Raw genomic sequence first — 13,322 nt, forward strand, 5'->3', positions numbered from 1 at the left:
GCATTCTTTCTAGACATAACGGCAGGCGTTAAACCGCCACCAGGCGCACGCTGGCACCTTCACCGACGCCCAAGGCCTCGGCCGCTTCAAGATCCAGGGTCACGGGTTTGCCCGGCGCGTAATCGAGCTCGAGCAATACGGCGCGGTAATCCTGCAACTGGGCGTTGGCCACCAGGTACTGACGACCGGCGCCTTTGACCGGCTCACCGATTTTCACCGGGACCACACGGCTCTGGGCGATCGAACGAATCCCCGAGACGCGGGCGTGCAGGGTCGGGCCGCCGTCGAAAATGTCGATGTAATGATCAGTCTCGAAGCCTTCGCGCATCAGTATGTCGAAGGTGATTTGCGCACGCGGATGTACCTGGCCCATCGCTTCTTGAGCGGAGTCCGGCAGCAGCGGCACGTAGATCGGGTAATGCGGCATCAGTTCGGCCAGGAAAGTCCGGCTCTTCAGACCACACAGACGCTCGGCAGCGGCGTAGTTGAGGTCGAAGAAGTTGCGACCGATGGCATCCCAGAACGGCGAATCGCCATTCTCGTCGCTGTAACCGACGATCTCGGTCACGACCGAATCGGCGAAGCGTTCCGGGTGGCTGGCGACAAACAGCAAGCGGCCACGGGAATTGAGTTCCGCCCAAGGCGAGCCCACCAGTTCTCGTTGCACGTAGAAGCTGGTCAGCAAGCTGTTGCCGGTCAGGTCGTGGCACTGGGAGAGCACGTGGATCTTGTTATGAATCTTCAGCTCGCGGGAGGCATGCACGAAGGTTTCATTACGGAAACTGTAGAACGGCTCGGAATAACCGGCCGACGCAACGATGGCCGAGCAGCCCACCAGTTTGCCGGTGGCGATGTCTTCGAGGACAAAGAAATAGCTCTCTTCACCGTTGAAGCTGACTTCAGCGGAAAACGAGGCTTCGCTTGCCGCGATCTTGTCGCTCAGGCGTTCAACGTCATCCGGCAAGGAAGTGACACCAATCGGGCTGTCCGCAGCCAGACGCTGTACCTCGCCCAGATCAGCCATTTGCGCGGGGCGCATCACCAGCATGGTGTCACTCCTTTCTCGAAAACTCTTTTAGGAAAAATAACCGGGCAGTCATTGCAAACACTCGGACTAATGTGGGACCGGGCTTGTGTGGCGAGGGGGCTTGCCCCCGTTGGGGTGCGAAGCGCCCTTAAAACCAGTTACCACGATCTTTCAGTCAGAAAGAGGTGACCGATTTACGATTGCTTCGCAACCGAACGGGGGCAAGCCCCCTCGCCACAACAAGCCCAGTCCCACATTGAATCTGGCCCGGCATAAAAAATTGGGTTCGACGCCCGAACAGTCAGGCGTCGAAGGGTCTATCAGGCTTGAGTCAGTTTCGCCGCAGCGCGTTCGAAACGGTCCAGCCCTGCATCGATGTCCGCGTCTTCAACCACCAGGCTTGGCGCGAAACGAATCACGTCCGGGCCGGCTTGCAGAATCATCAGGCCTTCACGCTCGGCGGCGTTGAAGATGTCCTTGGCCTTGCCTTTCCAGGCATCGCTCAGCACACAACCGATCAACAGGCCCAGGCCTCGCACTTGAGTGAACAGGCCGTATTTCTCGCCGATCTGCTCCAGGCGAGCCTTGAACTTGTCGTGCTTGGCGTTGACGCCGCTCAGCACTTCAGGGGTGTTGATCACGTCGATCACGGCTTCTGCGACAGCGCACGCCAGCGGGTTGCCGCCGTAAGTGGTGCCGTGGGTGCCGACGACCAGGTGCTTGGCCAACGCTTCGGTGGTCAGCATCGCCGCGATCGGGAAACCACCGCCCAGGCTCTTGGCGCTGGTCAGGATGTCCGGGGTCACGCCGTAATGCTGGTAGGCGAACAGCTTGCCGCTGCGGCCCATACCGGTTTGCACTTCGTCGAACACCAGCAGCGCGTTGTGCTCGGTGCACAGCTCGCGGGCGCCTTGCAGGTAAGCCAGCTCGGCCGGCAGTACGCCGCCCTCGCCCTGGATCGGTTCCAGCACCACGGCGCAAGTCTTATCGGAAACGGCAGCTTTAAGAGCCGCCAGATCGTTGTAAGGAACGTGGGTGATGCCGGTGATTTTAGGACCGAAGCCGTCGGAGTACTTCGACTGGCCACCCACGTTCACGGTGAACAGGGTGCGGCCGTGGAAGCTGTTCAGCGCGGCGATGATTTCGTACTTCTCGCTGCCGAAACGATCGAACGCGACGCGACGGGCCAGCTTGAAGGCGGCCTCGTTGGCTTCGGCGCCCGAGTTGCAGAAGAACACGCGCTCGGCAAAAGTGGCGTCGATCAGCTTATGCGCCAGGCGCAGGGCCGGCTCATTGGTGAACACGTTGGACACGTGCCACAGCTTGTTCGCCTGTTCGGTCAATGCACTGACCAGCGCCGGGTGCGCATGGCCCAATACGTTAACGGCAATCCCGCCGGCGAAGTCGATCAGCTCGCGGCCAGACTGGTCCCAAACGCGGGAACCGGCACCACGCACAGGGATGAATGCGGCAGGCGCGTAGTTGGGAACCATTACCTGGTCGAAATCGGCGCGTTGTACCGCAGCGTGCTCAACGGACATCGGAGTCTCCTGATGAGGAACACTCGCCTGAAACTGGCGAGCGATGAGGGGATTGTAAGGACAGTTTTCAGCCCGGCCTTGCCGCCAAGCGACAACTTCTTATAGCGCAAACCCCGGTTTCAGCCGGGTTTACGGCAATGCGACATATACCGTCGCAAAGGCGCAGTTTAAACTGCCCAGAGAGATCTGCGGTGGCTTCACTGTATTTGATCAATGAATTCAATGTGCGGTAACTATGTACCGCACATGATCATTTTTTCTGATTTGCTGGGCGCTCACCACACGCTAATGGATGAGCGTATGAACCTGTCACAACCGCTTCAATCTACCGCCCGTCTCGACGATTTCGACACGGCGCACGACGACACGCATTTTCTGCACCTGCATCACGCCACACCCGATTGGCTGGCCAGCGCTTCTGCATCGCGACGCGATGCATTGCGGCGCAAAGCGCCACACCCTGAGCCTGGGCTGGCAACCTCTCCTCGTCAGCATCATGTTGATTTGGGCGCACTGAATGCGCAGCACTGGACAGCGCAGAACCAGGTGGATCGCCTGCTGGCCGATCTCAAGGATGTCGACGCCTTTGCCGCGCCGTTGCTGACAGCAGCCATCAAGGATCAATTCGGCCTGACTCTCGACGTCAACAACACGTTCGTTCGTCTGTACATTCCTGTGACAAATCCCTGGTTCGGATTTTCCACGGGCGCCCAGCGGGTCTGGAGCCTGTCCTTACTGGACGCCGCGCGGCATAACTTCGAGAGCCAGGAAACCGAAGCGGATGCGTTCGAGCCCGACTCCTGCTTCATCACCCGGCCAGACGAGCGCGAGCAATTCAAAACCCTCCCGGACATCACCCGGACGCTATCAATACCCGACTTCATAAAACTGTGTCGGACACTCGATCTCGGTGCGCAATACCAACAGCATCTGCAACACCATCTCGGTGTCAGCCGACCCGACGTGGCAGCGACATTGCGTCTGCATGTTGAAACCAGCCAGAAAGCCGCGCTGAAATCGGCACTGTTGTACGCGCGCATGAACAACGACCTTCAGGAAGATCTGTTCCGTCTCATCGGCGGCTTGATCGACGGCTTGCAAGGCATGCGGCTCGACGGCGAAACCTTGTGCAGTAATAGCCTGTCGCTGCTGTCCTCAAAGCTGCACGGCATTATCGTGTTTGCGCCCGACCTGAATACCAGCAAGCACGTCAGCCGAGTGGTCGCCTACGTGCCGAACGATCCCGAGCACCCGATCAAGGAATACGCTTCCAGCGCCGTATTCGCCGCCGAGCTGACCCGGCAGCTACGACAAAGCGACTATCAGCATTTTTTCAGTCGCTTCATTGCTCACAACGAGCGCGGCCGCTTCTTCTCGACACTCAAAGCACGCCTGTTGCAGATTCAGTATTACCCGCACGAACGAGGCGATCCGAAACCTGCCTGGCGCGAAGTCGCCGTTGAAAATCCCAATCTGCAGTTTCGCGTCGAGATCATCAATGCATCGTTATGGCAGCAGCAATTCGAAGATGCGCTGAACAAAATCCTCAACGACGGCAAAGACCTCGCCGTGCCCACAGCATGGGTTGATCAGAAAGCACGTTGGGCCTTCTGGGATTCGCTGACGAACATCGCGTCAACGTTGTTGACCGTCGCCGCTTTGGTGGCGACGCCGTTCGTGCCGTTTCTCGGAGAGCTGATGCTCGGTTACATGGCCTATCAGTTTCTGAACGAGACCTTTGAGGGCATCATCGAATGGGCGCAGGGGCAACGATCCGAAGCTTTTTTGCATCTGATGGACGCCGTTGAATCGGTTGTGCAACTGGGAACATTTGCTGCCGGCGGTATGCTCCTGGCCGGGGAGTTTCGCAACCTGCTGCCGCAACAGGTGCTGCGGTTCATTGACCGCTTCAAACCCGTCATCACTCCGAGCGGAAAAACCCTCTACTGGAAAGCCGATCTCGCCCCCTACGAACAAACTATTACTCCTGCGAAAGGCTCCTTGCCGGATCAATACGGCCTGCATCAGAGCCAAGGGAAACGACTACTGCCGCTGGACGGCAAAGTCTTCGCCGTCAGGCCGGAGCCAGGTTCCACTGGTTTTCGAATTGATCACCCGACGCGCGCAGATGCCTATCTTCCTGCGCTTGACCACTTCCACAGCGGCACATGGCAAACAGAGCTTGATCGCCCGCTGACCTGGCCGACCGACAAACTGCTGCGACGTATTGGTCATACGGTCGACAGCCTGTCACCCGCCGAGCTGGAACAAGCACTCACCAGCAGCGGCTGCCACGAAGGCGTGCTGCGCAAATTTCACGCTGAGCGCGAGCCACTTCCACCGCTGCTGGAAGACACCCTCAAACGCTTCAACATCGATAAAGCCATTCGTACTTTCATCGATCAGATGCACAGCCCCGACGCCGCCGAATTTTCCCAGGCCGAGCCGATCACTCAGTTGCAACTGCTGACCGAACATTGCCCCTGGCCAGAGGACAAGAGCCTGCGCCTGCTCAACGCTCAAGGCGAAACCGTCTGGGAAAGCAACCGCCAGGATCTGCCGACGATTGAACTGAACGAACCGCCGGCGGGTTCGGGCGATCTGCTCAGTAATCTGTTGTCGAAACTCGACGAAAGCGAGCTCAAAACGCTATTGAACGAAGAGCCCGGCCGCCCTCCCATATCCTCTACGGCGCGAGCTCACACGCTGAGGAAAACCTTGGCGAACATCGCCACCGAGCGCCGTACGCTTTTGTTCGATGCACGCTATCGCGCCCTCGAACACAGCACCCACGCAGCTTCGCAAAAGCTTATCGACGCAACGCCCGGCCTCCCCACCAGCGTCGCCCGGGAGATACTGCGCACTGTCACGGGCGAAGAACGCCAGCCACTTCAACAGTCATCTGTGCCCAAGCGGCTGGTACAACTGTCTCGCTGGGCCATGGAAGACGTCCGCACCAGCCGCGCCTTTGAAGGTTTGTACCTGGACTCAAGCAAACCGCTGGACACTGATCGGCTGGCACTGCACTCACTTGAAGGTCTTCCCGGGTGGCCAAAAAACCTGCGAATCGAAGTTCACGAGTACGGCGTCCACGGCACACTGCGCGACAGCATTGGCCCCGCCGATGCCGTGCCGCGCAAAACCCTGGTGTTGCTTGAAGATGGCCGCTACCAGGCTTACGACGAACACGATCAGCCGTTGTCAGCAGCGTTCGATTTCTACAATGCCGTGCTGCAGGCCCTGCCCGACAATGCGCGCGACGCGCTGGACATCAACATCGGCGCAGGCACAAAGCTCAAGCAGGCCGTCCGCGAACATGCACTGGTCCGCGACGATCTGAAAAAATCCTCGCACTGCACCGCGAACTCAAGCCGGCTTACGATCCGCACATCATGCGCTTACCCGGAGGAAGCGAAGGCTACAGACAGTTCAACCCTTATGTTCCGGTGCTTGAACATCAGGCGATGGCGCTCAACCCATCGTTTACGCCAGCACAACTGCAAGCATTCATGCAAAGGCTGATGACCTACCCAGCGGGTCCGCGCCTGGAATTGACGCGTCTGACCGCCGAGCTTGCGCAACTGCGACTTGATCTGGACGCCTGGACAACACAAACGCCAAGGCTGCACCCACTGACCGGCACCCGGTTCGATGCTGCAGCGTTCTCCGAAGCGAAGAATGATCGTCTGGCATTCAAGGACGCTCTGCAGCGTTGCTGGATCGAACGCACAACGCTTGACAACGAGAGCCCCGAGGCGCAATTACCGCTGCATTTCGCGCAGCCGATCATCGGCGAGCTGCCGCAACTCACCGCGGATTTCAGACACGTCACTCACCTGTCACTGGAAGGCAGTCGTGCGGTACTCGGCACAGACCGTTTCCTGCGCAATTTCACCGGACTGAAGCATCTGCAAATTCGCAGCTGCAATCTGGGTAGCGTGCCCCAGGCCATCGGGCTCATGCCAAATCTGAATCAACTGGTACTGGCCGAATGCGGCATCACCCTGGATGACGCAGCAGTGGCCACATTGGGCGGACTGACTTCGCTGAGCGCACTGGATTTATATGGCAACCCACTGGGGCGAGCGCCGGATATCACCGGCATGACCGGGTTGACCTACATCGACCTGGCCGACACCGGCATCACCGATCTTCCAAACGGACTGCTGAATCATCCGAAATTGCATAACGGTGTTTTCAGCGACAACCAGATCAGCGAAATACCAGAGGGTTTTTTCCATTACCCGCAAGAAATCACCTCCGGTTTCGACTTTTCCCACAACCCCGTTTCGAGCGTTACGCGCGACAGAATAAGAGCGCTTTTTCATCAATACGGGGAAACGCTCGACGTGCTCTGTGAAGAGGTGGACATCACTCGGGTAAAACAGCTTTATTCGTTGTTCAACACACAGGAAGCCAGCCAGTTTTTCTACCGCCTACCGGGACTCACGGATAACGCCCGATTGGAACTGACTCGGCTGGAAAACGAATACTCGACTCTTAGAGAGGATCTGGCTGCCTGGACCGGTGATATTCCGGCAATCAACCCGTTCACCAACGCCCCGTTCACCCTGCTCGAACTGACAGAGGAGCAGTCGGCACGGGATGAATTCAAGGCACTGGTCGAAGAATGCTGGCGCAGGGAAAGCGAGTTCGAAGAACTCGGTGAAAATGGCGAGACGCTGTACGAGCTCAACCTGCCGACCACCATCATCGGCGAGTTACCGGCACTGAGGGCAGACTTCAGTCATGTGTCGAACTTGAGCTTGTTCAGCGAAGAAGGTGCCACGACCGGTGCGGATCAATTCCTGAACGGTTTTCCCAAACTCAGGACGCTGAACATTCGCGAGTTTTCACTCGGCGACATCCCTCAGGCAGTGTTCAAAATGGGTGATCTTACTGCGCTGTTCCTGACCGAATGCAACATCAGTCTGAGCGCCGAAACCGTGGTGGGACTGGGTGAAATGGTCAAGCTGGAGTTTCTCGATTTGAGCTACAACGCGCTGGGACTGGCACCCAATGTGAGCCAGTTGAGCCGTTTGTCAGCGTTGACGCTCAACAAAACCGGCATCAGCGAACTCCCCGAGGGTTTGCTGCAACTCAAACACCTCACCACCGCAGACTTGAGCGACAACGCGATCACCCAGATGCCCAGTGACATTCTCGAACTGCCGATAAAGCTAGCCGAATCGATCAATTTACGCGGCAACCCTTTCGATGCGCACAGCCAGACAGTCCTCACCGCCTACTTCAAACAACACGGCATGCACTTTGGAATCGAAAGCACCGTCGAGTGGGCAGAAATAGAGATTTCAACCTCCGAAGGTTCGGAGGTCGACGAATAGACCGAAAGATAACGCGCGGCGATCAACCACGCTCTGAAGGTACCGACGACAACTCGAACGGGCTGCTGCTGCGCCGCTGGTTGCGATCTTCCCGCGGCGTGGCACCGAAGAAGTTGCGATAGGCGCTGGAGAAGTGCGGCCCCGAAGAGAAGCCACAGGACAGGCCGATCTGGATGATCGACTTGCTGGTTTGCATCAACATCTGCCGGGCCTTGTTCAGGCGCAGCTCCAGGTAGTACTGGCTCGGCACACGGTTGAGGTATTGCTTGAAGATCCGTTCCAACTGCCGACGCGACACGCAGACGTGCTGGGCGATTTCGTCGGTGGTCAGCGGTTCTTCGATGTTGGCTTCCATCAGCAACACCGCTTGGGTGAGCTTCGGATGGCTGGAGCCGAGGCGGTTTTGCAGTGGAATGCGCTGGCGTTCGCCGCCTTCACGGATGCGTTCGACCACCAGTTCTTCCGAGACCGCACCGGCCAGTTCGGCGCCGTGATCGCGGGCCAATACGGCCAGCAGCAAATCGAGCACCGACAGGCCGCCGCACGCGGTCAAGCGATCGCGATCCCAGTCAAACAAATGACTGGTGGCGATGACTTTCGGGAAACGCTCGGCGAAATCGTCCTGCCAGCGCCAATGCACAGCCGCGCGATAACCGTCGAGCAAACCCAACTGCGCCAACGGATAAACACCAGCGGACAAACCGCCAATCACACAACCGGCACGCACCAGTTGTTTGAGCGAACTGCTGAGGGCCGGCGCAAGTGCGGTCGGCGGCTCATCGGCGAGCAAAAACAACTTCTGGAAATTTTCGAGCTTGCCGGCCCAAGGCTCACCGGGCAATTGCCAGGCGCCTTCGGTCGGCGGTTCGGCCTGCAAGAACGACAGTTCGTAGACAACGTCTGGATGCACACGCTGAGCAACACGCAAGGCCTCCTCAGCCAGCGCAAGCGTCAGAGCTTTAGTGCTGGGCCAAATCAGGAAACCAATTCGATGGGCAGTCATGGCGGGCAATCCGAAACTAAAACAGTGTTAAAGGCCGAAGGCGGCTGCAACCAAATTAGACCATCTGGCGCGCGGTGCGCAGCATGACCTAATTTGGTGCGTAACGGGAGCGATTACTTCAGGCTGCCCGAGAGGAATTGTTGCAAGCGTTCGGACTGTGGATTGACCAGTACTTCACGCGGGTTGCCGCTCTCTTCGACGACACCTTTGTGCAGGAACACCAGTTGGTTCGACACTTCACGGGCAAAGCCCATTTCGTGCGTCACCACCACCATGGTCCGGCCTTCCAGCGCCAGGGCTTGCATGACTTTCAGCACGTCACCGACCAGTTCCGGATCGAGGGCCGAGGTCGGTTCGTCGAACAGCATCACCTCAGGTTCCATCGCCAGCGCACGGGCAATCGCCACGCGCTGTTGTTCGCCGCCCGACATGTGGCCCGGGTAAGCGTCCTTGCGATGCGCCACACCGACCTTGTTCAGGTAGTGCTCAGCCTTTTCGCGAGCTTCGGCCTTGGTCATGCCGAGCACGTGGACCGGCGCTTCCATGATGTTTTCCATCGCGGTCATGTGTGACCACAGATTGAAATGCTGGAACACCATCGACAGGCGCGAACGCATGCGTTGCAACTGTTTCGGGTCGGCGGCTTTCAGCGCGCCTTCCTTGTTGGCGACCAGTTTCAGCTCTTCGTTATTGAGCAGAATCCTGCCTGCGTGTGGCTGCTCAAGCAGGTTGATGCAGCGCAGGAAAGTACTTTTGCCGGAGCCACTGGAGCCGATGATGCTGATCACATCGCCAGCCGCCGCTTTCAGGGACACGCCCTTGAGCACTTCGTGACTGCCATAGCGTTTATGCAGGTCTTGGACTTCAAGTTTGTACATGCGGTCGGTTCTCACAAAAACAGTCAGTCAGTCGTTGAGCAAGCGCCCGTGACGCAGCGCTTCGCGCCCCGCCACCTTGGCCAGCCAGAAACCGGGTTGGGCATAACGCAGCCGTTCAATGGCAAACAGCACCCCGGACGTACCAGCACACACCGTGCTGACCCGATCCGCCAACGGATCGATCACTTCGAAAATCTCATCGCCAGCTTCAACCCATTCACCGGGTTTACGCAGGAAACTCACCACACCCGGGTGCGGTGCGAACAACAATTCAGTGCCTTCAAACGGCATGCCTTCGCACGCGTCCTGGGCCGGTTTCGGCCATTCGCCGCTGATCAGGCCTTGCTCGGCGAGGAACGCCAGAATGCCTTCGGCGTACGCTACGGCATCGGCGCGAGTGGTATCGGCCTGACCGCCCAGTTCAATGGTAGTCGCCAGGCACGCCAGTGGAATCTGCGCATCCGGAAAGTGGCGCGACAGACGCAGCCACGGCAGCGAACAGGCTTCGTCAAAGGAACTGCCGCCGGAGTCTTCCGCCAGCAGGCCCACTTTCACATTCAGGTGTGCGGCGAGCGAACGCCATTGCGGCCAGTGTTGCGGCAACGCGTACATGTGCAGCGCCGCTTCGGCATCGCAATGCAAATCCAGCACCACGTCAGCCGTGCAGGCATGGCTGAGCAAGACGCGCTGCATGCCTTGTAGCTGACTCGCCGCCGGTGGCAATGCCGCCAAGGCGTCGCTCATGGCCTGGCGAATCAAGCGAATATTGGCGTGAGGATCATCCCCCAGGCGCCCTTCCAGTTCGGCGGCCACTGGCGCGCTGAGCTCGACGAAATCCCGGTTGAAGTTCTTGCCGCTGCCTGCCTCGAAACGCCCTTGATGATTGCCTTGCAGCAATTGGCCGAGGCCCAGCGGGTTGGCCACGGGCACCAGTTCAATGACGCCGTTCAACAAGCCTTGGGCTTCGAGTTCGGTCAGGCGCTTTTTCAGCTCCCAAGCGGTACGCATCCCCGGCAGTTCATCGGCGTGCAGGCTGGCCTGAATGTAAGCCTTGCGCTCGCCGCGGCCGAAGCGGAACACCGAAATCTGGCGTTCGCTGCCCAGGTGACTCCACGGCAATGAATGATCGATGCGTTCCATATCAGTGCTTCCGCGGGGCCAGATAGCCCAGCCAGCGGCGCTCGGCCAGCTTGAACAGCTTCACCAGAATGAAGGTCAGGCACAGGTAGAACACGCCCGCGGTGATGTACGCCTCGAACGGCAGGTAGAACTGCGCGTTGACCGTTCGCGCCGCGCCGGTGATGTCGATCAGGGTCACGATGGACGCCAGACTGGTGGTCTGCAGCATCATGATCACTTCGTTGCTGTACTGCGGCAGCGCCCGGCGCAGGGCCGACGGCAACAGGATGCGCTTGTACATTTTGTAGCGCGACATGCCCATGGCCTTGGCCGCTTCGATCTCACCGTTCGGCGTAGCGCGCAGGCTGCCGGCGATGATTTCAGCGGTGTAGGCGCTGGTGTTGATCGCGAAAGCCAGGCACGCACAGAACGTTGCGCTGGACAGCCACGGCCACATGAAGCTTTCACGCACCGCTTCGAATTGCGCCAAACCGTAGTAGATCAAGAACAGCTGCACCAGCATCGGCGTGCCGCGGATCACGTAGGTGAACAGCCAGGCGCTCATGTTGACGACTGCGTTCTTGGAGACGCGCATCAGCCCCAGCGGCAACGCCGCCAACAGACCAAAGAACAGCGACAGCGCGAGCAACTTGAGGGTGGTCACCAGGCCGCCGAAGTACAGCGGCAGGGCCTCCCAAATGACGTTGTAGTCGAAGATCATAGATCAGCCGCCCTTACGCCTACCGAGTAGCGCTTCTCAAGGTGACGCAATGCCAGCAACGAGACACTGGTAATCACCAGGTACATCGCCGCCACTGCGAGGAAGAAGGTGAAAGGCTCGCGGGTGGCATCTGCCGCCTGCTTGGCCTTGAACATCATGTCTTGCAGGCCCACCACCGAAATCAGCGCGGTCGCCTTGGTCAATACCAGCCAGTTGTTGGTGAAACCTGGAATCGCCAGACGAATCATCTGCGGCACCAACACCCGGAAGAACACCTGAAAACTGCTCATGCCGTACGCCATGCCGGCTTCTGCCTGACCTTTGGGGATCGCCATGAAGGCGCCACGGAAGGTTTCGGACAGGTACGCACCGAAGATGAAACCCAGGGTGCCGATACCGGCGGCCAACGGGTTCAGATCGATGTAGTCGTTAAAGCCGAGCATCGGTGCGACGCGGTTGAGCAAGTCCTGACCACCGTAGAAAATCAGCAGGATCAGCACCAGGTCGGGAATCCCGCGGATCACCGTGGAATACAGGTCGCCCAGCCAAGCCAGCCAGCGGATCGGGGACAGACGCAGCGAAACGCCGATCAGACCCAGAACAATGGCCAAGACCATGGACGACAAGGCGAGCTGAAGCGTCAGCCATGCGCCATCGAGGATGACAGCCCCGTAGCCTTTCAACATGATTCAGGTCCTCGAAAGTTGGGATGAAAAAATGGCGCAAACCTCAGAGATCCTGTTGCTTGCGCCATTTCGGACTTGTCGCCGGGACGTGTTACTTACCGTAGATATCGAAGGCGAAGTACTTGTCCTGGATTTGCTTGTACTTGCCGTTCTCGCGAATGGCAGCGATCGCACCGTTGATCTTGTCTTTCAGTGCGTCACCTTTACGAACTGCAATACCTACGCCGTCGCCGAAGTATTTGACGTCGGTGAAGGCCGGGCCAACGAAGGCAAAACCTTTGCCGGCGTCGGTTTTCAGGAAGCCGTCATCCAGCAGGGTTGCGTCAGCCACGGTACCGTCGAGGCGGCCGGCAGCTACGTCGAGGTAGATTTCGTTCTGCGAACCGTAAGGCTTGATCTCGGCACCCAGCGGAGCCAGGACTTCGCGGGCGAAACGCTCGTGGATCGAACCACGTTGTACGCCGATGTTCTTACCCTTGAGCTCAGTCAAGCCTTCGCTGACTTGAGTGCCGGCCTTCATGACCAGGCGAGCCGGGGTGTTGTAGTACTTGTTGGTGAAGTCCACAGACTTCTTGCGATCTTCAGTGATCGACATGGACGACAGGATCGCGTCGATCTTGCGCACTTTAAGTGCCGGGATCAGACCGTCGAACTCTTGCTCGACCCAGACGCACTTGACCTGCATCTGTTCGCACAGGGCGTTGCCGATGTCGTAGTCAAAACCAACAATGCTGCCGTCCGGCGCCTTGGAGGCAAACGGAGGGTAAGCAGCTTCGATACCGATTTTCAGAGGTTTTTCATCGGCGAAGGTCGGCAGGGACAGCACGGACAGTGCCAGGGCGCCAAGCAGCACAAGTTTCTTCATCTTGGGACTCCATCGGTAAAGGGCAAAAACGGCAGAGTGAGCACAGGCCCAATATGCGAATGGGTTAAACCGGAATGCGGTGCTGCGTCCTGGAAACCCACGTTGATTTCAACGCGAGCAACGACGAGCGAGTGATC

10 protein-coding genes are annotated in these 13,322 nt (G+C 58.6%); 2 read left to right on the forward strand and 8 right to left on the reverse strand.

All coding sequences use genetic code 11. The features are described 5' to 3' along the window. Positions 1-28: 28 nt before the first annotated feature. Positions 29-1,048 carry an arginine/ornithine succinyltransferase subunit alpha gene (gene aruF / locus JFT87_RS25680; RefSeq protein ID WP_201205950.1) on the reverse strand — a complete coding sequence of 340 codons (1,020 nt, stop codon included), beginning with the start codon at positions 1,046-1,048 and terminating at the stop codon, positions 29-31. Positions 1,049-1,347: 299 nt separating this feature from the next. Next, positions 1,348-2,568: an aspartate aminotransferase family protein gene (locus tag JFT87_RS25685; RefSeq protein WP_201205952.1), complete on the reverse strand. Its 1,221-nt coding sequence runs from the start codon at positions 2,566-2,568 to the stop codon at positions 1,348-1,350. A gap of 300 nt (positions 2,569-2,868) precedes the next feature. On the opposite strand from JFT87_RS25685, the gene JFT87_RS25690 reads away from it, so the two are divergent. Then, positions 2,869-6,090: a dermonecrotic toxin domain-containing protein gene (locus JFT87_RS25690; RefSeq protein ID WP_201205954.1), complete on the forward strand. Its 3,222-nt coding sequence runs from the start codon at positions 2,869-2,871 to the stop codon at positions 6,088-6,090. Next, a complete protein-coding gene (locus tag JFT87_RS25695; protein ID WP_201205957.1) occupies positions 6,090-7,913 on the forward strand; it encodes a leucine-rich repeat domain-containing protein in 1,824 nt (607 codons plus the stop codon). Before JFT87_RS25690 ends, JFT87_RS25695 begins: the two co-directional genes overlap by 1 nt. A gap of 22 nt (positions 7,914-7,935) precedes the next feature. Here JFT87_RS25695 and argR read toward each other — a convergent pair whose 3' ends face one another. The 6 genes from argR to JFT87_RS25725 all read right to left on the reverse strand — a co-directional run bounded on the left by argR (position 7,936) and on the right by JFT87_RS25725 (position 13,185). Continuing rightward, on the reverse strand, positions 7,936-8,916 hold the full coding sequence (gene argR, locus JFT87_RS25700) for a transcriptional regulator ArgR (protein ID WP_054044763.1): 981 nt from the start codon (positions 8,914-8,916) through the stop codon (positions 7,936-7,938). A gap of 113 nt (positions 8,917-9,029) precedes the next feature. Beyond that, positions 9,030-9,794, reverse strand: coding sequence for an ABC transporter ATP-binding protein (locus JFT87_RS25705; protein WP_201205959.1), 765 nt, complete (start codon positions 9,792-9,794; stop codon positions 9,030-9,032). A gap of 27 nt (positions 9,795-9,821) precedes the next feature. Beyond that, positions 9,822-10,934, reverse strand: a complete 1,113-nt coding sequence (locus tag JFT87_RS25710) for a M14 family metallopeptidase (RefSeq protein ID WP_201205962.1) — start codon at positions 10,932-10,934, stop codon at positions 9,822-9,824. Between the two features lies 1 nt (position 10,935). After that, positions 10,936-11,634 carry an ABC transporter permease gene (locus JFT87_RS25715; protein ID WP_201205964.1) on the reverse strand — a complete coding sequence of 233 codons (699 nt, stop codon included), beginning with the start codon at positions 11,632-11,634 and terminating at the stop codon, positions 10,936-10,938. Then, the gene (locus tag JFT87_RS25720) at positions 11,631-12,320 is read right to left on the reverse strand and encodes an ABC transporter permease (protein WP_054044772.1); all 690 of its coding nucleotides are present in this window, start codon (positions 12,318-12,320) and stop codon (positions 11,631-11,633) included. Before JFT87_RS25720 ends, JFT87_RS25715 begins: the two co-directional genes overlap by 4 nt. A 91-nt stretch (positions 12,321-12,411) precedes the next feature. Then, the gene (locus tag JFT87_RS25725) at positions 12,412-13,185 is read right to left on the reverse strand and encodes an ABC transporter substrate-binding protein (RefSeq protein ID WP_201193875.1); all 774 of its coding nucleotides are present in this window, start codon (positions 13,183-13,185) and stop codon (positions 12,412-12,414) included. Positions 13,186-13,322 lie beyond the last annotated feature (137 nt).

The sequence above is a fragment of the Pseudomonas sp. TH15 genome, from assembly GCF_016651105.1.
Lineage (GTDB): Bacteria > Pseudomonadota > Gammaproteobacteria > Pseudomonadales > Pseudomonadaceae > Aquipseudomonas.